Below are 21,294 nucleotides of genomic sequence, written 5' to 3' on the forward strand. Positions count from 1 at the left end.
GCCGTGCTTCGTGTTGCCATGTCCCAAGTGACGACTCACTTCCGGCGGTTCATCGCCATCGGCCTGGCGGTGATGCTGTCCGTCATGTTCCTCGCTGCCACCCTCATGGTGGGGGCAAGCACTACCGCTTCCCTTGGCGCCAGCATCGGCGAGGCCTACCGGAAGGCAGACCTCGTGGCCACGTCCGCTGAAGGCGTTCCCTTCACACAGGCCGCCGTTGATGCTGCCGCGTCCTCCCCTGCCGTGGAGGAAACCTACGCCGAACGTTCGGCCTACGTGACCTTCCAGGCCGGCGACGGCGAACAGTACGGCAAGGTGCGGACTGCCGCGCCGCCCGCGTTGGAACCAGCCGTCCTGACCTCCGGGTCCATGCCGTCCGGCCCCTTCGACGTCGTTATCGACTCCAAGACAGCCCGGCATCTGGGCCTCGAGACCGGCAGCACCCTCGAGCTGCACGGCCCAGGACCGGTCAAGAACGCCAAAGTGACCGTTTCCGGCTTGATCCAGCCGACGAACGACCCGTTTTCCTCCTCCGCTGCCCAGCTTGTAGCCTCCGCACCTGTCCTGAACGCAGTGCAGGACGCCGGTACCGGCTACTCGGGGCTGCAGTTCACCATTAAGCCCGGGGAAGACACGGCGGCCGCCAAGGACTACATCACCCATCGGATGAAAGCCGCAGGAGCCGGGGACACCACCGTGGAAACGGCCCAGGAAAAGGTCACATCGACCGTCGCCATGCTGAGCGCGGGGCAGGACCAATTGACTCTGGTCCTGCTGGCCTTTGCCGGGGTGGCCATCCTGGTATCCACGCTGGTGGTCGCGAATACCTTCTCGGTACTTATTGCCCAACGGACCAGGGAACTGGCCTTGCTGAGGTGCCTCGGTGCGGGCCGGTCGCAGATCCGGAACTCCGTGATACTTGAGGCCCTGGTGGTCGGCTTCCTGTCCTCGGTGCTGGGAGTGGCGGCTGCTGTGGGCCTGATGTCCGGCCTGATCGCCTGGGCACGAACGCAGCCGGAGCAGTCCTTCGCGACACTGGCCGTACCGCCCTCGGCCGTCATCGCGGGGCTCGCCGCAGGAACCGTGTTGACCATCCTGGCCGCACTGGTTCCGGCCAAGGCCGCAACCGCCGTCGCACCCCTGGCAGCCCTGAGGCCCGCGGACGAAGCTTCGGTGAGCAACCGGCGCGGACGGCTCCGGTTGGCACTGGGGTTGCTCAGCGCAGCCGGCGGTGCGTCGCTGCTGGCATGGGGCAGCATGAATGTTTCGCTGCCCGTGGCCCTGCTTGGCGGAGCGGCGTCGTTCATCGGCATCCTGCTCTGCGCATCGCTCTTTATTCCTCCCGTGGTTGCCCTCGCCGGACGGCTGGCATCGCCGGCAGGTGTTCCTGGACGGCTCGCCGCACTCAACGCCATCAGGAACCCGGCCCGGACATCGGCCACGGCTGCTGCCCTGCTGATCGGAGTGACCCTCGTGTCGCTGATGATGACCGGTGCGGCTACGGCACGGCAGGCGTTCAATTCGACGCTGGCGGAGAACTACCCCGTGGATCTGGCTGCACAGACCGTCGTGGACGGCACGACCGGGCCGTTGGATACGGACCAGGCCCTTACCCGCATCTCTGCCCTGGAGGGCGTGGAAAAAGCAGTCCTGTTGCCCGCCGTCGGAACCCTGGCTGACTCTCCCGTCCATGCCCTGGACGCCGCCGATGCCGCTTCGGTCATGCGGGACATCACCTTGCAGCAACTGCGTCCGGGCGTCATTTACCTTCCGGAGGACTCGCCCGCGGGCAAGGCCACGGTGTCAACCGGGGCGGGGCCTGTCGCTTTGGACGCCACCGTGCTCCGGACCCGGCATGTCCCTGCTTTCGTGGACAGTTCCACGATCAAGTCCGCGCCCCTTCCGGGTACTGCCGGGATGATGTGGGTGAAAGTGGCCGACACGGTAGGCGCCGACCAGGTCCTGGCCATCCAGAAGGACATCGCCGCAGCCTTGGGAGTCCCCGAGCGGAGCGTCAGTGGTGCCGCGATTGAACGCGCAACGTTCAACAGCATCATCGATGTCCTGCTGCTGGTGGTCACCGGGTTGCTGGGCGTGGCCGTGGTTATCGCCCTGATCGGTGTGGCCAATACCCTCTCCCTATCGGTCCTGGAGCGGACGCGGGAGAACTCCCTGCTCCGCGCCCTCGGCCTGACCAAGGGACAGTTGAGGGGGATGCTGGCCCTCGAGGCCGTGCTCGTGGCCGGCGTAGCTGCCGTGCTGGGCGCAGCCCTGGGCATCGTGTACGGCTGGCTGGGCGCCCAGTCAACGCTGGGCGGGGTGGCCGACGTCGTCCCGTCAGTGCCGTGGCTGCAGCTGGCGGCCGTCTTCGGAGTGGCAGTGGTAGCCGGCCTCCTGGCATCGGTGCTTCCCGCGCGGCGGGCAGCCCGCTTGTCACCGGTTGAGGGCCTCGCTACCGCCTGACGCTCTCTCACCAAAACGGCCCCAACGCCAAACGCTCTCTCACTTCCGTCAGCCTGACGGGCGGGAAGTGAGAGAGCGTTGGCGTGAAAGGGGTAATAGGTGAGAGAGCGTTGGCTAGGCTTCGGCCGGTTCCTCGTAGCGGGGGAAGACCGGTGCCGGGGCGGGCAGTTGTGTCCCGGCCACGATGGGGGTGGCGATCGCGGAGAACTGTCGGGCTTCGCCCTCAGGCTGGCCGAGCACCTCAAGGAGCTTCGCGGACGACGACGGCATGACGGGTTGGGCAAGGATCGCCACAATGCGCACCACTTCGAGGGTGACGTAGAGAACCGTGTTCATTCGTTCGACGTCGGTCTTGCGCAGGACCCATGGTGCTTGCTCGGCGAAGTAGGCGTTTGTATCCCCGAGCACGGACCAAATGGCCTCCAACGCGCGGCTGAACTCCTGCTTGTCGAAAGCCCCGCGGGCTGTTTCCAGCAGTTCTCCCGCCTTTGCCAGCAACGCTTTGTCCTCGGACGTGAATTCGCCGGGGACGGGGACCTTGCCCTCGCAGTTCTTGGCCACCATGGACAGCGAACGCTGGGCCAGGTTGCCGAAGTTGTTGGCGAGGTCGGAGTTCATGCGGCCCACGATGGCCTCGTGGTTGTAGCTGCCGTCGGCGCCGAAGGGCACTTCGCGCAGGAAGAAGAACCGGCACTGGTCCAGGCCATACTGGTTCACGAAGTCCTGCGGTGCCACTACGTTGCCCAGGGACTTGGACATCTTCACGCCGTTGTTGGTCAGGAAGCCGTGGATCATCACGCGCTTGGGCAAGTCCAGCCCGGCACTCATGAGGAACGCCGGCCAGTAGATGGCATGGAAGCGGGAAATGTCCTTGCCAATAACGTGGACGTCGGCAGGCCAGAACTTCCTGAAGGACTCCGATTCGACGTCCGGGTATCCGGCGCCGGTCAGGTAGTTGGTCAGGGCGTCCACCCAGACATACATGACATGCTTTTCATCGCCCGGGACCGGAACGCCCCAGTCGAAAGTGGTCCGGCTGATGGACAGGTCTTCAAGGCCACGCTTGACGAAGCTGATGACTTCGTTGAAGCGCGACTGCGGCGCACCGAAATCGGGCTGCTCTTCGTACAGGGCGAGCAACCGCTCCTGGTAGGCGGACAGCCGGAAGAAGTAGCTCTCCTCCGCCGTCCAGGTGACCAAGGTATCCGTCTCCTTGGAGTAGCGAAGGCCGTCCTCCTTGACCACGGTGTCGTCCTCGACGTAGTAGGCCTCGTCGCGCACCGAGTACCAGCCCTCGTACTTGGACAGGTAGATGTCCCCGTTGGCTTCCATCTTCTTCCAGATTGCCTGGGACGCGGTGTAGTGGTCGGGGTCCGTGGTGCGGATGAAGCGGTCGTGGGAGATCCCCAGGTCCTTGCTCATCTGCTTGAACGCGGCGGAGTTCCGATCGGCCAACTCCTTGGCGGTCAGGCCTTCCTTTTCAGCCGACTGCTGCATCTTGAGTCCGTGCTCGTCCGTTCCGGTCATGAAGAACACTTCATGGCCGTCCAGGCGCTTGAAACGCGCCATGGCATCAGTGGCGATGACCTCGTAGGCGTGGCCGATGTGGGGCACACCGTTGGGGTAGCTGATGGCCGTGGTGATGTAAAACGGGGGTTTCTCTGCAGACGTCACTCTAAGAAGTTACCTTTTTTTCGAATGGAATGGCCGGACCGGCCGCATATGACGGCCGGTCCGGCTGGTGCCGGCGCAACCCGGCGACATATGCCTGCCTGGACTAGTTCAGTTCGGTGAGCGTATCGCTCAAGCGGACCAACTCGTGGTCGTGGGACGCCACCAACACGGCGATGCCGTCGCTGGTGGTGTCCTTCAGGATGCCGATGATGCGGTTGGCCGCTGCCCGGTCGAGGCTGGCCGTTGGCTCGTCAACAACCAGGACACGCGTGCCTAGGATGAGGGCACGGGCGATGGCCACGCGCTGGCGCTCACCACCGGACAACTGGGCGGGACGGTGCCGCATGCGACGACCCAGGCCCACCAGGTCCAGGAGGTCCTTGGCCATCTCCGTGCGCTGCTCGACTTCGCCGTCGGGAACCGCCGGGAGCAGCACGTTTTCCAGTGCGCTCATGCCGTCAATGAGGGCCCCGCCCTGATCCACGTAGCCGATCAGCGCCCGGCGGCGGTCGGCAATTTCGTCATCGCCCATGGCCTCCAGGGACTGGCCTTCCCAAAACACCTTGCCCGACGTCGGCAGGGTCAGGCCCGCGCTGACGGTCAGGATACTCGTCTTGCCGGAACCGCTTCGACCGGCGATGCAGTGCATTTCGCCTGCGTGGAGCGTCAGGTTGAAGTCGTCGACGACGTCAACTTCCTCTGCGCCGCCCTTGTCCCCGCCGTAGTGGATGGTGACTCGGCTCAGCTCCAGAGGCGTTGCGTGGTCGGCGGCCTTCACGATCGTGTTGGCCCTGGTCTGCAGCGACTCTTCCGTGGATTCCGGGGTCGCCGCCAGTTCGGGGTTGTGATTGTCCGTCATTTGACTACTTTCGTTGCAATCGGAATCCAGCAGATCACGGCGAGCAGGCCAGCCAGGCCAGCCCACAGCGCCGCATATGGAGCAAGGAGCAGGCCCAGCCCCAGGGCGCCCAGAACGCCCAGGGGAAGGGCTACCGTGCCCACCAGTGCGTTTTCGAAGAACCGGACCTGCCCCAGCATGTCCGGATTCCATCCCATGGCACGCAGCGTGCCAAGGTACTCGCGCTTTGCGTGAAGCTCGAAGCGGCCGGTCACCAGGGTCAGCAGCAGGCCCACCACCACACCGAACACAGCAAGGATCACGCTGGGCAGCGCGATGCTCGCAGCAGCCAGACCGCTGAGGGCACTGGCGCCGGCGGCACGCGGAATATCAATCAGCAGCGCGATGAGCGCACCGACGGCCGCGCCGAAGACACCCACAGCGACGGCCAGTGACACAGAGTTGAAGCGGTTGGTGGTGAGCTGCCTGTTGGCAAAGGTCAACGGCGAATCTACGGTCACCAGACGGTCGTCATGCTGCGGTTCCTGGTCCACCACCACGCGGTGCCGCAACTGCTGGGAGGCAAGCAAGGCTGCACCGCTGTAGATCAGCAGCATGGTCACCGAGACGATCACCGTGGCGAGGTTCCAGCTGAGCAGGCTCAGGATGATGCCTGCAGCCGCGAGGGCAGCAGCGCCCACGGCGAACTCTTCCAGCACCCAGGTCCTGATGCGCTTCTGGGTCCAGCCCATGGCCCGGAGGATCCCGGCCTCGCTCCGCCGTTGGCGGATGTAGCTGACCGTTGACGCGGCAGTGAGGAGCGTGGCACCGAGCAGCGTCAGGAAGAGCAGTGTGATGTTGGTGCCCGTCAGGGAGCCGGAGACGGCATCGGCGGCGTCCTGCCGCACCCACGACTGCTGGACGGTGCCCAGCGCGGATTCCTTGCCGGCGTCGTCCTTGCTGTAACCGGGGACGAAGATGTTGGCGTCTTCACGGGCGGAACCTGCCACGACAGTGGCTTCCAGGCCCATGTCGCGGATCTGGACAGCGAGCTTCTCGACCTCGGGCTGGGCTTGCTTCCAGTTGCCGGTTGCCGTGGCACGAACCCGCACGGCGTCGATGACGTTGGCGTTGGAATCGTATCCGCGGGCTGCCGCCAGACCGTAGTAGTCGGTGATGGCTCCGGCGGACTGGCTGACCAGGCCCGTAGCGCTCAGGGAGGGCTTGAGGCCGGTTTCCGTGACGTCCTTGCCTTCGGCGTCCTTGGTGAGGGTCATGGGAGCGGGATCGTAGCCGCCCAAGGGCAGCTTGTTGACGTCGCCCGCGGCTTCCTGCACGGCGGCGGGATCGAACGTGCCGTACACCATGGGCATGGGAGCCGCCGGCTTCTTGCCGGTTTCCAGGTCCTCGCGGTAGGAACGCTCGTCCACCGGCTTGCGCTGGGTCTGGTCCACGGCCGCGCCGAAGGACGATTTCTCCGGGAGGCGGTTGACGGTTACCCATTCTCCAGGGGTGGCCGTCTTGTCGGAGGCACCGTTGGAAGCCTCGTCGCCATCCTGGTAGGTGGGTGCCGCGGCAAAGTCGGTGCTCCACGTTGCCGGGTTGTACAGGCCCTGGCTGAAGGAGGCCGTGCTGCCCAGGAGTTCGCTGTGGTCCTTGGAACCGGGCCATTCAAGGTCGAACGGCGCCTTGGATACGAAGGGCAGGTAATCCTTGTCCAGGGACTTGGTCACGGTGCCGACCTCGTTGACCACCTTGCCTGAGTCGTCGATTTCCTCGATCTTGACCGAGTACTTAAGGTCCAGCGAGGTCCCGGTGCGGACGATCAGCGGGATGGCCTGGGAGTCGTCTGTCAACAGGCCATCACGCTTGGCCTGCTGGTACTGCGTCATCAGCGGAGCCCAGTACTTCAGTTTCACGCCCAGGAAGTCCGGGCCCTCTTCCAACTGCTCCATGCTGAGGCCTGTGGTGAAGAGGCTTTCGAAGTGGCGGCCGATGGCTCCGGCGTTGCGGGCGTCGGCCGGAGGGGCCTTCTCCAGCGGTGACAGGAAGTCGCCAGCGGACCCCAGCAGGGCGCGCTCGGCGGCAGGGTCGACGGCGACGACGGACTCGGTCACCTCGGGCGCCAGGGGAAGGGCAACCGAGAGATTGAAGAGGTTGTGCTCCGAGCCCAGTGCGGGGGCCGGGAACTTGATGCCCGTCTCGCCTTCCGGACCAGCGATGCGGACGTTGGAGCCACCGGCAGTCTTCTCCTGGACCAGCCTGCCCTTGCCAAGGCTGCCTTCGGCGCTGGTCTTGAACAGAGTCTGTTCGTTGACGCCGTCAGAGCTGGTGGCCGAGGCGGTCAGGCGGTACTTCTTCGCGGTATCGGACAACACGGACTCGGCAGCAGGCCACTTGCTGGAGTCCAGTGCGGACGGATCGCCCGCCGTGACGGCACCGGCGAGGGCCGCGTTGTAGCCGAGGTAGTCCATGGCGTTGAGCCGGGGCGCTTCAAGGTTTTGTGACACGCGGGAGACGAGGCTGATGGGCGCCGCCACCGCGGTCTGGCCCATTTCACGGATGGCATCAAGTTGTTCGAAGCTGATGCCGCCCTGGCCATTGGCGATCTCCGGCTGGATGAGGGAACCACCGTCGCCGTCCTTGGATTGGTCCGGCTTGGCCTGGACCAGGATGTCGTACAGACCCCGCGAGTTCTCGTCCACGGTCCTGTTCAGTGCTGCCTGCGACTGGCTCTGGACGAGGACGGACAAGCACATCGCGACGATCAGAATGGCCGCGGTCAGCAGCAGCACACGGCTTCTGATGAACCTTTGGACGGCGTTCATTGGGCTCCCTGTGACCTTGATTGCGGGCGCGCACACGTAGTCCGTGATTCCTCGAAAAACACAAAGGTATCCCGGGCCTGGTGTGCAAAAAGTAGTGGCCGGCCTGCTGCCGGGTCCGAATCCCGGACCCAGCCATTGTAAGCAGACCGGCCACCCTTACGTGTCAGGGGTGTGTCCCCGGCACGTCAACCTGGCGGTAGTAAGCAGGCTTAGTCTTCGAGGTCCACTTCGCGGACCATTTCTGCCCCAATACCGGCCTTAATGGCTTCCAGAACCTGCTGGGGAACGGAGCTGTCGATGGTCAGGAGGGCCAGAACCTGCCCACCTTCGGTCTGGCGCGCCACCTGCATGCCACCGATGTTGATGTTGTTCATGCCAAGGATGTGGCCGATGGTTCCGATGACACCCGGACGGTCGGCGTAGGCCACCACGACGAGGTGCTCGCTGATGGGGATTTCAACGTCGTAGCCGTTGACGCCCACCAGCTTCTCCACCTGCTTGGGACCGGTCAGGGTGCCCGCCACGGAGATCTGGGAGCCATCGCTGAGGGCACCGCGGATGGTCAGGACGTTGCGGTAGTCCTCGGCATCCGGGGTGGTGATCAGGCGGGTGTTGATGCCGCGCTGCTCCGCAATCACAGGAGCGTTGACGTAGGAAACCTGCTCCGTTACGACGTCCGCGAAGACGCCCTTCAGGGCGGCCAGCTCGAGGACCTTGACATCCAGGGCAGCGATTTCGCCGGCGACCTCGACGTCAATTTGGGTCAGGGAGGCGTGGGTCAGTGCGGTGAAGATGCGTCCAAGCTTTTCGATCAGCGGGATGCCTGGACGGATGTCCGGTGCGATCACGCCGCCGGCGACGTTGACTGCATCCGGAACGAGTTCCCCGGCCAGGGCCAGTCGGACGGACTTGGCTACCGATACGCCGGCCTTTTCCTGGGCCTCGTCCGTGGATGCACCCAGGTGCGGGGTGACCACGACGTTGTCCAGCTCGAAGAAGGGCAGGTCCGTGCTGGGCTCCTTGACGAAGACATCGACGCCGGCACCGGCAATCTGGCCTTCCTTGAGGGCAATGTAAAGTGCTTCCTCGTCCACCAGACCGCCACGGGCAACGTTGATCACGTAGGCCGTTTCCTTCATCTTGCGGAAGGCGTCTGCGCCCAGCATGCCGACGGTCTCAGGCGTCTTGGGCATGTGGATGGTGATGAAGTCGGAGTTTTCCAAAAGTTCATCAAGGGTGACGAGCTTGACGCCAAGCTGGGCAGCGCGGGCAGCCGTGATGTAGGGATCGTAGGCCAGGATTTCCGTGTCGAAACCCTGCAGGCGGGCAGCCACGAGCGCGCCGATGCGGCCAAGTCCGATAATGCCGATCTTCTTTTCGAACAGCTCGATGCCGGTGTACTTGGAGCGCTTCCACTCGCCGTTCTTGAGGGCGCTGCTGGCCTGGGGAATGTGGCGCGCGAGACTCAGGATGTGGCCCACCGTGAGTTCGGCCGCGGAGACGATATTGGAGGTGGGCGCGTTGACCACCATGACGCCGGCCTGGGTAGCGGACTTGATGTCCACGTTGTCCAGCCCCACGCCTGCACGGGCGATGACCTTGAGGTTCTTCGCGGCGGCGATGGCTTCGGCATCAACCTGGGTGGCCGAACGGACCAGGATAGCGTCGACGTCGGCAATGGCGGACAGCAACTGGGAGCGGTCGGCGCCGTCGGTCTGGCGGATCTCGAAATCCGGGCCCAATGCCTCGATGGTGGCGGGCGAAAGTTCCTCGGCAAGGAGGACGACGGGTTTGGTGGCTGACACGGGGTGGCACCTTACTTTGGACAACTTGGGAACAGTACTGGACAAGGAGCGGATGCGTGGCCCGGGCACGACGCCGGGACCAGCCCAGAATATCGAATCGGGGCTGTGAATCCGCTGCCGGGGGGTGATGTTACGGTCTGGGCAGGCTGTGTTGTGAAGAAGTTCACAGTCCTCCGCTGGGAGACGGACCACCGTGAAAACAGCAATGCCCGTCCGGCTGTGGAACGCCGGACGGGCATTGCTGGTGAACGGATCAGCGTGCAGCCGAGCCTTCAACGTAGTCCTCGTCCTGCTGCTGCCAGGAGAAGAGGGAACGCAGCTCGCGGCCAACGCCTTCGATCGGGTGCTGCTCTGCCTTGGCGCGCAGTTCCTTGAACTCGACGGCACCGTTGTCCTGGTCGTCGATGAAACGCTTGGCAAACGCACCGGACTGGATGTCGGCCAGGACGGCCTTCATGTTTTCCTTCACCTCGGGGGTGATGACGCGCGGGCCGGAGACGTAGTCGCCGTACTCAGCGGTGTCGGAGACGCTCCAACGCTGCTTGGCGATGCCACCCTCCCACATGAGGTCGACAATGAGCTTGAGCTCGTGGAGCACCTCGAAGTAGGCGATCTGCGGCTGGTAGCCGGCTTCGGTCAGGGTTTCGAAGCCGTACTGGACCAGCTGGGAAACGCCACCGCAGAGGACGGACTGCTCGCCGAACAGGTCGGTTTCGGTCTCTTCGGTGAAGGTGGTCTTGATGACGCCGGCGCGGGTGCCGCCGATGGCCTTCGCGTAGGACTTGGCGAGGTCCCAGGCGGAACCGGAAGCGTCCTGCTCGACGGCGATGATGTCCGGGATGCCACGACCGGCTTCGAATTCGCGGCGCACGGTGTGGCCCGGAGCCTTCGGGGCAACCAGGATCACGTCGACGCCGGCCGGAGCCTCGATGTATCCGAAGCGGATGTTGAAGCCGTGGGCGAAGGCGAGGGCCTTGCCTTCAGTCAGCTTGTCCTTGATGGAGTCGTTGTAGATCGAGCGCTGGTGCTGGTCCGGCGCGAGGATCATGATGACATCGGCCCACTCGGCGGCGTCGGCAACGTTCTTGACCGTAAAGCCGGCATCCTGTGCCTTGGGTGCGGACTTGGAACCGTCCTTGAGCGCAATGACAACCTCGACGCCGGAATCGCGCAGGTTGAGCGCGTGGGCGTGGCCCTGCGAGCCATAGCCGACGATGGCAACCTTGCGACCCTGGATGATCGACAGGTCGGCGTCGTCGTCGTAGAACATTTCAGTCACTTGCGTAACTCCTCTTGAGTGTTTTCTGGATATTGATGTGGTGCTGCGGTTCGGGACACGACGGTCCGCTAGGCGGAGCGAAGCGCCCTGTCACTCATGGAGCGGGATCCCCGTCCAACGGCCAAGGTGCCGGACTGCACAATTTCGCGGATGCCGAAGGGCTCCAGCACTGAAAGCAATGCTGCGAGCTTCTCCGGAGTACCGGTGGCCTCGATCACCAACGAGTCTGTAGAGACGTCGACGACAGCGGCACGGAACAGGTCTGCAGCCTGGGTGACCTGCAGACGTGTTGCGGCATCCGCACGTACCTTGACCAGGATGTGGTCGCGTTGTACGGAAGATTCGGAAGTCAGTTCCACAATCTTGATCACGTTGACCAGTTTGTTGAGCTGCTTGGTGACCTGTTCGATGAGGTCGCCGTCGGCATCGACGACAACCGTCATGCGGGACATGCCTGGAACTTCGGTGGGTCCCACTGCCAGGGAGTTGATATTGAAGGCGCGGCGGGCGAAGAGACTGGCAACGCGCGTCAACACACCCGGCTTGTCTTCAACCAGGACGGACAATGTGTGGCGGCTCATGGTTTAGTCCTCTTCTTCCCATTCCGGGGTCATGTTGCGGGCAACCTGGATCTGGTCATTGCTGACGCCGGCGGGGACCATCGGCCACACCATCGAGTTGGGGCTCACCACGAAGTCGACCACCACGGGGCGGTCGTTGATTTCAAGGGCCTTCCGGATGGTGGCGTCGATGTCCTCGTCCCGCTCGCAACGCAGGGCGGCGCAGCCGTAGGCCTCTGCCAGCTTGACGAAGTCCGGGATGCGGATGGTGTCGTGCCCGGTGTTGAGGTCGGTGTTCGAGTATCGGCCCTCATAGAAGAGGGTCTGCCACTGGCGGACCATTCCCAGCGAGGAGTTATTGATGATCGCGACCTTGATCGGGATGTTGTTGATGGCACAGGTTGCCAGTTCCTGGTTGGTCATCTGGAAACAGCCGTCACCGTCAATGGCCCAGACCACGCGGTCGGGTTCACCCACTTTGGCACCCATGGCGGCAGGGACCGAGTAGCCCATGGTGCCCGCTCCCCCGGAGTTCAGCCAGGCGTGCGGACGCTCGTAGTTGATGAACTGGGCAGCCCACATCTGGTGCTGCCCCACACCCGCGACGTAGACGCCTTCGGGGCCGGTCAGCTCACCAATGCGCTTGATGACCCGCTGCGGGGCGCTCAGGCCATCTTCCGGTTCGGTCCAGCCGAGCGGATAGGTTTCCCGCAGGTTGTTCAGGAACGCCCACCACGTGTCGAGGTCCGGGGTGCCGGTCTGCTCGAACTGTGCCTTCACGGCCTCAGTCAGTTCCGGAATGATTTCCTTGACCGAGCCCACGATCGGCACATCGGCCGTACGGTTCTTCGAGATTTCGGCGGGGTCGATGTCCGCGTGGATGACCTTGGCAAAGGGGGCGAAGGTCTTCAGCACGCCCGTGACCCGGTCATCGAACCTCGCACCGAGGGTGATGAGGAGGTCGGCCTGCTGGAGCGCCGTCACAGCGGATACCGCTCCGTGCATGCCCGGCATGCCCACATGCTGCGGGTGGGAATCGGGGAATGAACCGCGGGCCATCAGCGTGGTGACCACGGGCGCACCGGTGGCTTGGGCCAACTCCATGAGTTCAGCGGAGGCGTGGCCCTTGACGACGCCGCCGCCCACGTACAGGACCGGCTTGCTGGCGGCGGCAATGAGCTTGGCCGCCTCGCGGACCTGCTTGTTGTGGCCGCGGACCACAGGCCGGTAGCCGGGCAGGTCCACCTTGGGGGGCCAGGAGAAAGTCATTTGGCCCACCTGGGCATCCTTGGCGATGTCCACGAGGACGGGGCCCGGACGGCCGGTGGAGGCCAGATGGAAGGCCTCGGCCATGACATGCGGGATGTCGTTGGGGTCCGTCACCAGGAACGAATGCTTGGTGATGGGCATGGTGATGCCCACGATGTCGGCTTCCTGGAAGGCGTCCGTACCAATGACGCCACTGGACACCTGTCCGGTGATGGCCACCATCGGCACGGAGTCCATGTGGGCATCCATGATGGCGGTAACGAGGTTGGTGGCACCGGGGCCCGAGGTGGCGATGCAAACGCCAACCCGTCCGGTAACCATGGCGTAGCCTTGCGCGGCGTGGCCGGCTCCCTGTTCGTGACGGACCAGGATGTGATTCATCCGGGAGGCCATCAAGGGGTCGTAGGTGGGCAGGATCGCGCCACCGGGCAAACCGAAAATATCGTCCACGCCGAGTTCTTCGAGCGAACGGACAATTGCTTGCGAGCCGGTCATCACCGTTGGGGGTACAACGTTGTTCGGCCCAAGGACAGGAGAGAGAGGTGCAGCAGCGTCGACGACGACGGCCTCGGCCGAACGGTCGAACTTTTCCGGAGCTTTAGTGGCTCCAGCGGACTTTGCAGCCATCAGCGAGGGGCTGATCGGCGATCCTTTGCTCATCGGACTCTTCCTTGTGGATCTTCTGTTGAATGGGTCTTGCAAATAAAAAAACCCCTCAGCCTTGCGGCTCTTCGAGGGGTTTGCGCGTGACAGTTCGTTACCAGTCGGGCTATGCCACGCGCTTGGTAAGGACGACGACGCCGACGGTAACGAATGAGATCATGCGTTCAGTGTTCCCTCTAAGTGAGATACGTGTCAATCGAGCACCATCGTATCCCACTATTTGGACAACGGTGTCCAAGTGCCGGACTCCGCCCCCTTGGAGAAGGCGGAGCCCAGGCCAGGTATTCAGCCGCAGTAGGCGCCAGTGGAGGCGCTGTGGACGAGCTTGGCGTACTTCGCCAGGACACCCTTGGTGAACTTCGCCGGCAAGGGTTCCCAGCCGGCCCTGCGGGCTTCGAGCTCCGCGGCATCGACGAGCAGGTCGAAGGAACGGGCCGCGATATCCACCCGGATTCGGTCGCCGTCCCGCACGAAGGCGATCGGACCGCCGTCGACGGCTTCCGGCGCAACGTGCCCGATGCACAAACCGGTGGTGCCGCCGGAGAAGCGGCCGTCCGTGAGCAGCAGGACATCCTTGCCCAAACCAGCCCCCTTGATGGCACCGGTAATGGCAAGCATTTCACGCATGCCGGGACCACCCTTGGGGCCTTCATAGCGGATCACCACGACGTCGCCCTTGTGGATTTCGCCATGGTCCAAGGCATCCAGGGCACCCTGTTCCCGCTCGAAGACACGCGCGGTGCCCTCGAAAATGTCGGCGTCGAAGCCGGCGGTCTTCACGACGGCCCCTTCAGGAGCCATGGAGCCGTGGAGGATGGTGATGCCACCGGTCTTGTGGATGGGGTTGTCCAGGGCGCGCAGGATCTTCCCGTCCAGGTCCGGCGGATTGATGGAGGCGAGGTTCTCCGCGAGCGTCTTGCCCGTGACGGTGAGGCAGTCGCCGTGCAGCAGACCGGCGTCGAGCAGTGCCTTCATGATGACCGGCACGCCACCGATCCTGTCCACGTCCGTCATGACATAGCGCCCAAAAGGCTTGAGGTCGCCCAGGTGCGGGATCTTGTCGCCGATCCTGTTGAAGTCATCCAACGACAGCTCCACCTCGGCCTCGCGGGCGATCGCCAGCAGGTGCAGGACCGCATTGGTGGAACCGCCGAACGCCATGGTGACGGCGATGGCGTTTTCAAAGGCCTTCTTGGTCATGATGTCGCGCGCGGTGATTCCCAGGCGCAGCAGGTTGACGACAGCCTCGCCCGACTTGCGGGCAAATTCGTCACGACGGCGGTCTGCCGAAGGAGGCGCCGCGGACCCCGGCAGCGACATACCCAGCGCCTCTCCGATGCAGGCCATGGTGTTCGCCGTGTACATGCCGCCGCACGCACCTTCGCCCGGACAAATGGCTTTCTCAATCCGGTCCAGGTCTTCGCGGCTCATTTTCCCCGCTGCGCAGGCACCGACGGCTTCGAAGGCATCGATGAGGGTGACTTCCTTCTCCGAACCGTCCTCAAGCTTGACCCAGCCGGGCATGATCGACCCGGCATAAAGGAAGACGCTGGCAAGGTCCAGCCGCGCGGCCGCCATGAGCATGCCTGGCAGGGATTTGTCACACCCTGCCAGGAGAACCGAGCCGTCAATACGCTCCGCCTGCATGACGGTTTCCACCGAGTCGGCGATGACCTCGCGGGAAACCAGCGAGAAGTGCATGCCCTCGTGGCCCATGGAGATGCCGTCCGATACGGAGATGGTCCCGAACTGCATCGGGAACCCGCCGCCTGCATGGACGCCTTCCTTGGCGCCCTGGGCGAGTCGGTTGAGGGAAAGGTTGCAGGGCGTGATCTCGTTCCAGGAGCTCGCCACACCGATTTGGGGCTTGGCGAAGTCGTCGTCACCCATTCCGACGGCACGGAACATGCCGCGGGCGGGCGCGGCATGGATACCGTCCGTGACTGCCCGGCTCCGGGGCTTGATGTCCGGCTTGGTGGCTGTGGGAGTAGGGGAGGCGTCACTCATGAGCCAAAGTCTATGTGTCCGGCCCTCCCCCGGCGACGGGAAACCCGGATTAAGTGGGAAACGTGCGAATATTTCAGGCGCTGCCGGAGCGGCCCCTGGATGCGCCGCGAACTGAAGGAATCCCGGCGCACAGCCATCCCGCCGCACCGGCGGCGGAATGCTGGACAGCCCAATTCCGGCGACGTAACGTCGGGAACACCACTAACTGCACCCTGTGAGCAGAAGGGCTACACCATGGATTGGTTGATCTGGGTCATCGTCATTGTTGTCGTGGTAGCCGTCGTCTGGTGGCTGATGAGCCGCAACACCGGCAAAAACCAGGTACCGGCGTCCTCGGGAGAAGCCCCCGCGGGCGCACCGGGCCGGCCCGGTGCCACTTCGCCGGCCGCTACGGAACCGGCCAATACGCGTTCCGTCCCCGAGACAGCTGCCGCAGCCGCAGGCGTGGCAGGACTGGCAGGCGTTACCAACCTGGGCAAGGCAGCTTCGGAGGGCAGCGGCCCCGTCGATGAAGAACCCACCGGAGTACATCCACCTGCTGATTCGCCGGCCATCCAGGAGCCAGTGCTCGACAAGCCTGAAGTGGCCGAACCTGCGTTGGACGGGCCCGTGGTGGATACGGCCGCTGTCGATTCACCGGCCGCCGACCCAGCTTCCCCCGCCGGGGCCGCCACGGGCGGCGACGTGGATGACTGGGAGGACTCCCCTGCAGACGCGTCCGCAAACACCTCTGCCGACCGGGCGGAGTGGGAATCGTCGTGGACTGACGCCCAGGGAACCCCCGTCCACCACCACGAATACACCGATCCACACGCCCCTACCCTTCCGGGCGCAGAAACGGCCGCCGCAGAAGAAGAAGGTACGGTGGCGCCCGACACCGCCGCAGCATCAGGGCATCTCGCCGCGGACCACCCCTATGGTGTCGGTTCGGCCGCGCCGGCCCAGGACGGTTCAGGCCCGGAGGGATACCCCGTCAAGGCAGAAGCCGCTTCCATGACCTACTACGACGAAGATTCAACCGGGTACGCAGAGGCCGGAGCTGATGTGTGGTTCGAATCGCCGGCCCATGCCGAGGCTGCCGGCTTCCGGCCACCGCGCCGCACCCGTTATTGAGGAGACTGCGGCAAGGGAACCGGAGGGACCAGCGTGACCGGCGTCAAACATCACCGCGGCAGGGCTAAAGCTCTGCGTGCACGGTCCGCCGGTGCACTGGCGGCGGGGATGCTGCTGATCGCCGGATGCACAGGCACCCCCTCCCAGCCGGGCACCGCCGCGACCCCGGGCACCGCCGCGACCCCGGGCAGGACCTCAGCACCGCCAGCCGCTGCCACACCGCCCGCCTTGGTGGTGGAGCAAAAGCTCGACGCCGGCCTGCAGCTGCCATGGTCCGTCGTGTTCCTGCCGGACGCCACGGCGGTAGTCTCCGAACGCGACTCGGCGCTGGTCAAGAGCATCCGGGACGGCCGCACCACCACGGTCGGCGAGGTTCCCGGCGTCGACCCTGGCGGCGAAGGGGGCCTGCTGGGACTGGCCCTGTCCCCTACCTTTGCCAGCGACCGCTGGCTCTACGCGTATTTCACGGCTGCGAGCGATAACCGGATAGCCCGGATGAAACTGACAGAAGATGCCTCCGGGAACCTGGCACTGGGCACTCCCGACGTCATTTTCTCCGGCATGTCCAAAGCTTCCACCCATAACGGCGGACGGATCCGGTTCGGTCCCGATGGTTATCTGTACGTGGGAACGGGCGACTCACAGCGCCGGGAACAACCCCAGGACACGAACGCCCTGGGCGGCAAGATCCTCCGGCTGACCGCGGAAGGAAAGGCCGCTCCGGGCAACCCGTTCGGCGACAACCCCGTCTACAGCTACGGGCACCGGAACGTGCAAGGCCTGGCCTGGGACAGTGAGGGCCGCCTCTGGGCCAGTGAATTCGGTCCTGACGTTGATGACGAGCTCAACCTCATCATTCCCGGCGGCAATTATGGCTGGCCTGCTGTTACCGGCGCCCCGGGCCGCAGCGGCTTCCTGGACGCCAAGGTCGTCTGGCCGTCCACCTCGGAAGCATCGCCCAGCGGACTGGAAATCGTGGACGGAGTCGCCTACACCGGCGCCCTGCGTGGTCAACGCCTCTGGGCTGTGCCGCTTGATGGGGAGACAGCCGGCGCCCCGGTGGCTTGGTTCACGGGTGAGTACGGCCGGCTCAGGGACGTCGCTGCCGCGCCGGGGGGTGCTCTGTGGGTGCTGAGCAACAACAGAAATCCCGATTTCGCGCTGGTATTGCGGTCGTCCCGCTAACGCCTTCCAGCCGATTTCACACATCCGGCGTTCTCGTGTAGAGTTACTTGTCGTTGCGGAGATCGCTGAGGCAGAAACTGCCCGGGGATTACCAATCAACAGCTGCACCTCTAGCTCAACTGGCAGAGCAATTGACTCTTAATCAATGGGTTCCGGGTTCGAGTCCCGGGGGGTGCACCACAACAAGGCTCCGGAGTGATTCACTCCGGAGCCTTTTTCCGTTCCAGAACCTTCTTAATGCGGCCACTCCAGGCATCGAAAGTGTGATGCGTCACTCTGAGCCGTTTTTGGCCATAACCACCCACAAGGTGGTGTAGTGTTATCTGTCGTTGCGGAGGTCAACAGGGAAAGAAAAAGCCCTGGACACCAACACAACAGCTGCACCTCTAGCTCAACTGGCAGAGCAATTGACTCTTAATCAATGGGTTCCGGGTTCGAGTCCCGGGGGGTGCACCACGAGAAAAGGCTCCGGACCACTGATGCGGTCCGGAGCCTTTTTGTTTTCGTCATGATACGTGATGCGCAAGAGGGCCGGCCCGGGGGCCGGCCCTCCTGCAATTCCTACAAACTGCCGTCCTGGGGCGCCCCGGGGAACGGCTCTCCGGCTGGACGGTCGAGGACCGGCGCGCCCGCAAGGCCCCGCACCACAAGCCTCAGTTCCTCACGGAGGCGGGATGTGTCCACAGCCACCGGAGCCAGAACGTCCTGCTCAAGCCTGACCGCCTCGGCCAACGCCGCCGAACCCGCCTCTGTAAGTGTCACCACATGGCTGCGTCTGTCCGAGTCGCTGCGCTGGCGGCTGACGTGCCCGTGCAACTCCAGCCTGGCGAGCGTAGTGCCCATTGTCTGCGCCTTGACCCGCGCGACTTCAGCCAAGGCAGCCTGTGTAATGGGCCCTTTCGCCGCAAGGACCTGCATGGCAATCACCCCGGCGTGGGTCAATCCGATGTTCTTCAATTTTTCATTCCACGAGATTTCCACAAGCCGCGCCGCCGTCGAAAGCAATCGCGTAGTGGGCCATCTCTCCATATCCGGCATGCCGACAGTATATGCGCGGAGAGGGTGAAGCCGTGGCTTCTCCCCACTAAGCTGGGGAGTCGCCCACGTATGCAAGGAGTAAATTTTGGCCGAACGACTCACCCCAGGCACCACCGCCCCGGAGTTCACCCTCCCGGACGCGGCAGGCAATTCAGTCAGCCTTTCGGATTTCCGGGGCAGGAAAACGATTGTCTATTTCTACCCGGCCGCATCCACGCCGGGCTGCACCAAACAAGCCTGCGATTTCCGCGACTCCCTGGCTTCCCTGCAGGCAGCCGGCTACCAGGTGGTGGGTATTTCCCCTGATCCCGTCAAGTCCCTGTCCGCCTTTGCCGAAGCCGAAAGCCTGACCTTCCCCCTGTTGTCCGACGAGGATCACGCAGTAGCCGAGGCCTACGGCGCCTGGGGCGAGAAGAAGAACTACGGCAAGACCTACATGGGACTTATCCGTTCGACCGTGGTGGTTGATCCCGCGGGGCACATCCAACTGGCCCAGTACAACGTCCGCGCCACCGGGCATGTTGCCAGGCTCCGGCGGGACCTGAAACTGGACAGCTAACGGGTACACTGGAGGCCGGTGGAAGCCCGACTGTCCCCCGGACAGCCGGCCACCATCCGCGCGAGTGGTGAAATTGGCAGACACGCAGGATTTAGGTTCCTGTGCCTTCGGGCGTGGGGGTTCAAGTCCCCCCTTGCGCACAGTTGTCGAGGCACCCCTGGCCCACGGGCCGGGGGTGTTTTTTCCTCAAGCAGACGGGGACTGCCCTGACGCGGTGTGTGCGTACCAAGCCACGCAGCGCAACGATGAGGTTCATCTAGACTGGAATGCGGTCTGGCCGAAGCCGGCCACAGCACTTCCGACCGGCTTGAGGGGACAAGAGTGGCAAGCAGCACAATGCGGCGGCTGACGAAACAGCTTGGGGCCATTTCCATGGCACTGGCCCTTGCGGCTTGCACGGGAACACCGGGGCCCTCCCCTTCTTCCTCCACCAGCAGCCCGGCAGCCGAACCAACCGCCACCTTCAATTTCGGGACAGCCTCCATGCCCCTGGGACTGGACCCGGCGATGACGGCAGACTCGGAGTCCTACCGCGTGACCCGCCAGGTCCTCGAAGGACTGGTGGGAGTGGACGGCGGGACCGGACAGACCACCGCACTGCTGGCCACCGAATGGAAAGACAGCAACAACGGCCTCACCTACGACTTCACCCTGCGGCCCAACGTCACGTTCCACGACGGCACCGTCTTTGACGCGGCCTCAGTCTGCGCCAACTTCAACCGCTGGTTCACGTTCCCCGCCGAACTGCGGAAGCAGGTTCCAGGTATCTCCTTCCAAGGCGTTTTCAAGGCCTACTCGGATGAGCCGGTGTTCTCGATCTTCAAGGACTGCAAAGTTGTTTCACCGGGCAACGTGCAAATCAACCTCACGCGGCCCTTCACCGGTTTCCTGCAGGCCCTGACACTCCCGGCATTTTCGATCTCCTCGCCCAAGGCATTGGAGACCGGGACCGCCAACGTCCTGGACCAGACCCGCAACGGGCAGGCCGTATCGGCATATTCCGGCCATCCCGTAGGAACCGGACCCTACCAGTTCAGCACCTGGGATGAGCAGAAGATCACGCTGGCCACGAACAAGGGCTATTGGGGCAACAAGGGCCAGATTGCCACCATCAATTTCATCCCCTACGACCGTGCCGAAACCCGCCAGCAGGCATTGCTGGACGGCAAGATCGATGCCTACGACCTCGTCACCCCGGGGACCTTCGATGAGCTGGTCAAACGGGGCGTCCAGATCATCCAGCGCGACCCCTTCTCCGTGATGTACCTGGGCATGAACCAGGCCGTGGCACCGCTGGAAAAGCTGGAAGTGCGCCAGGCGATCGAGATGGCCATCGATAAGGAAACCCTGATCCGCAGGTTCTTTATCGACAACACCGCCCAGGCGTCGCAGTTTGTGCCGCCCAAGCTCAGTGGCTTCAACAACAACGCCCCGTCGCTGGGATACAACCCGGACAAGGCCAAGGAACTCCTGGCAAAGGCCGGCTACAAGGGCGAGGAACTGAAGTTCTACTACCCGCAGAACGCCACCCGCGCCTACCTGCCCACGCCGGAAAAGATTTACGCCGAAATCAGCAGGCAGCTGGTGGCCGTGGGCCTGAACATCAAACCGGTTCCGGTGCCCTGGGAGTCGGGCTACCTGCAGAAGGTCCAGTCCCCGGGTGACCACGCTCTGCACCTGCTGGGATGGAACGGTTCCTACGCAGATGCCGACAACTTCCTGGGACCCCTGTTCGGCGAGTCCCGCGGCGAATTCGGCTACGCGGATTCCGAGGTCTTCCACAAGATCGAGAGGGCGCGGGCCCTTCCCAACGGCGACGACCGGAACACCCAGTACCAGGCCATCAACGCCGAGATTGCGGCCTCCGTCCCGGCTGTTCCCATCGCCTTCCCGATCTCTGCCCTGGCACTGTCCGACAAGGTGGAAAGCTACCCCGCATCCCCTGTCCTCAACGAAGTTTTCACAAACGTCCGCCTAAAGCCTTGACGATTCCCGGCAATTTCAGTATTGGGT

At 64.0% G+C, this 21,294-nt stretch carries 14 protein-coding genes and 3 tRNA genes; 8 read left to right on the forward strand and 9 right to left on the reverse strand.

The features are described from left to right. The first annotated feature begins 18 nt into the window (after nucleotides 1–18). Nucleotides 19–2,463, forward strand: coding sequence for an ABC transporter permease (locus tag ACPFL9_RS12805; RefSeq protein ID WP_426003097.1), 2,445 nt, complete (start codon nucleotides 19–21; stop codon nucleotides 2,461–2,463). Between the two features lie 114 nt (nucleotides 2,464–2,577). Here the strand turns inward: ACPFL9_RS12805 and metG are convergent, their stop codons facing one another. From metG to ilvD, 8 genes are all read right to left on the reverse strand, one after another. Beyond that, complete coding sequence (metG, locus tag ACPFL9_RS12810; RefSeq protein WP_426003099.1) at nucleotides 2,578–4,137, reverse strand: methionine--tRNA ligase; 1,560 nt, start codon at nucleotides 4,135–4,137, stop codon at nucleotides 2,578–2,580. A gap of 103 nt (nucleotides 4,138–4,240) precedes the next feature. Next, nucleotides 4,241–4,996, reverse strand: a complete 756-nt coding sequence (locus ACPFL9_RS12815) for an ABC transporter ATP-binding protein (protein WP_426003100.1) — start codon at nucleotides 4,994–4,996, stop codon at nucleotides 4,241–4,243. Further along, the gene (locus tag ACPFL9_RS12820) at nucleotides 4,993–7,803 is read right to left on the reverse strand and encodes an FtsX-like permease family protein (protein WP_426003102.1); all 2,811 of its coding nucleotides are present in this window, start codon (nucleotides 7,801–7,803) and stop codon (nucleotides 4,993–4,995) included. The genes ACPFL9_RS12815 and ACPFL9_RS12820 overlap by 4 nt, the downstream gene beginning before the upstream one ends. Nucleotides 7,804–8,012: 209 nt before the next feature. Further along, nucleotides 8,013–9,608 (reverse strand): phosphoglycerate dehydrogenase, encoded by a 1,596-nt coding sequence (gene serA, locus ACPFL9_RS12825; protein WP_426003103.1) that lies wholly within the window; start codon nucleotides 9,606–9,608, stop codon nucleotides 8,013–8,015. 253 nt (nucleotides 9,609–9,861) lie between these two features. After that, nucleotides 9,862–10,887: a ketol-acid reductoisomerase gene (gene ilvC / locus ACPFL9_RS12830; RefSeq protein ID WP_426003105.1), complete on the reverse strand. Its 1,026-nt coding sequence runs from the start codon at nucleotides 10,885–10,887 to the stop codon at nucleotides 9,862–9,864. 68 nt (nucleotides 10,888–10,955) lie between these two features. Beyond that, nucleotides 10,956–11,468, reverse strand: coding sequence for an acetolactate synthase small subunit (gene ilvN, locus ACPFL9_RS12835; RefSeq protein WP_011775174.1), 513 nt, complete (start codon nucleotides 11,466–11,468; stop codon nucleotides 10,956–10,958). 3 nt (nucleotides 11,469–11,471) lie between these two features. Further along, the gene (locus tag ACPFL9_RS12840; protein WP_426003107.1) at nucleotides 11,472–13,376 is read right to left on the reverse strand and encodes an acetolactate synthase large subunit; all 1,905 of its coding nucleotides are present in this window, start codon (nucleotides 13,374–13,376) and stop codon (nucleotides 11,472–11,474) included. Nucleotides 13,377–13,664: 288 nt separating this feature from the next. Next, on the reverse strand, nucleotides 13,665–15,386 hold the full coding sequence (gene ilvD, locus ACPFL9_RS12845) for a dihydroxy-acid dehydratase (protein ID WP_426003108.1): 1,722 nt from the start codon (nucleotides 15,384–15,386) through the stop codon (nucleotides 13,665–13,667). A 234-nt stretch (nucleotides 15,387–15,620) separates the two neighbouring features. Between ilvD and ACPFL9_RS12850 the strand changes: the two genes are divergently transcribed. From ACPFL9_RS12850 to ACPFL9_RS12865, 4 genes are all read left to right on the forward strand, one after another. Then, nucleotides 15,621–16,499, forward strand: a complete 879-nt coding sequence (locus tag ACPFL9_RS12850; protein WP_426003109.1) for a hypothetical protein — start codon at nucleotides 15,621–15,623, stop codon at nucleotides 16,497–16,499. A gap of 108 nt (nucleotides 16,500–16,607) precedes the next feature. Continuing rightward, on the forward strand, nucleotides 16,608–17,684 hold the full coding sequence (locus ACPFL9_RS12855) for a PQQ-dependent sugar dehydrogenase (RefSeq protein ID WP_426007561.1): 1,077 nt from the start codon (nucleotides 16,608–16,610) through the stop codon (nucleotides 17,682–17,684). Between the two features lie 104 nt (nucleotides 17,685–17,788). Further along, nucleotides 17,789–17,864: transfer RNA gene (locus ACPFL9_RS12860), tRNA-Lys, on the forward strand. 200 nt (nucleotides 17,865–18,064) lie between these two features. Beyond that, nucleotides 18,065–18,140, forward strand: a tRNA-Lys gene (locus ACPFL9_RS12865). 105 nt (nucleotides 18,141–18,245) lie between these two features. Here the strand turns inward: ACPFL9_RS12865 and ACPFL9_RS12870 are convergent. Beyond that, the gene (locus ACPFL9_RS12870; protein WP_426003110.1) at nucleotides 18,246–18,722 is read right to left on the reverse strand and encodes a MarR family winged helix-turn-helix transcriptional regulator; all 477 of its coding nucleotides are present in this window, start codon (nucleotides 18,720–18,722) and stop codon (nucleotides 18,246–18,248) included. 85 nt (nucleotides 18,723–18,807) lie between these two features. Here ACPFL9_RS12870 and bcp point away from each other — a divergent pair, with 85 nt between their 5' ends. From bcp to ACPFL9_RS12885, 3 genes are all read left to right on the forward strand, one after another. Beyond that, the gene (bcp, locus tag ACPFL9_RS12875) at nucleotides 18,808–19,281 is read left to right on the forward strand and encodes a thioredoxin-dependent thiol peroxidase (RefSeq protein WP_426003112.1); all 474 of its coding nucleotides are present in this window, start codon (nucleotides 18,808–18,810) and stop codon (nucleotides 19,279–19,281) included. Between the two features lie 58 nt (nucleotides 19,282–19,339). Continuing rightward, nucleotides 19,340–19,421, forward strand: a tRNA-Leu gene (locus tag ACPFL9_RS12880). 181 nt (nucleotides 19,422–19,602) lie between these two features. Continuing rightward, nucleotides 19,603–21,267 carry an ABC transporter substrate-binding protein gene (locus ACPFL9_RS12885; protein WP_426003113.1) on the forward strand — a complete coding sequence of 555 codons (1,665 nt, stop codon included), beginning with the start codon at nucleotides 19,603–19,605 and terminating at the stop codon, nucleotides 21,265–21,267. The last annotated feature ends 27 nt before the right edge of the window (nucleotides 21,268–21,294 follow it).

Origin of the sequence: Paenarthrobacter sp. NyZ202 (genome assembly GCF_049860755.1) — a bacterium.
Taxonomy (GTDB): Bacteria; Actinomycetota; Actinomycetes; order Actinomycetales; family Micrococcaceae; genus Arthrobacter.

Coding starts and splice junctions, on each gene's coding strand:
- ACPFL9_RS12850 (WP_426003109.1), top strand. CDS start 15,621: ATGGATTGGTTGATCTGGGTCATCGTCATTGTTGTCGTGGTAGCCGTC.
- ilvD (WP_426003108.1), bottom strand. CDS start 15,386: ATGAGTGACGCCTCCCCTACTCCCACAGCCACCAAGCCGGACATCAAG.
- ACPFL9_RS12840 (WP_426003107.1), bottom strand. CDS start 13,376: ATGAGCAAAGGATCGCCGATCAGCCCCTCGCTGATGGCTGCAAAGTCC.
- ACPFL9_RS12820 (WP_426003102.1), bottom strand. CDS start 7,803: ATGAACGCCGTCCAAAGGTTCATCAGAAGCCGTGTGCTGCTGCTGACC.
- ACPFL9_RS12870 (WP_426003110.1), bottom strand. CDS start 18,722: ATGCCGGATATGGAGAGATGGCCCACTACGCGATTGCTTTCGACGGCG.
- ilvN (WP_011775174.1), bottom strand. CDS start 11,468: ATGAGCCGCCACACATTGTCCGTCCTGGTTGAAGACAAGCCGGGTGTG.
- ACPFL9_RS12855 (WP_426007561.1), top strand. CDS start 16,608: ATGCTGCTGATCGCCGGATGCACAGGCACCCCCTCCCAGCCGGGCACC.
- ACPFL9_RS12805 (WP_426003097.1), top strand. CDS start 19: ATGTCCCAAGTGACGACTCACTTCCGGCGGTTCATCGCCATCGGCCTG.
- ACPFL9_RS12815 (WP_426003100.1), bottom strand. CDS start 4,996: ATGACGGACAATCACAACCCCGAACTGGCGGCGACCCCGGAATCCACG.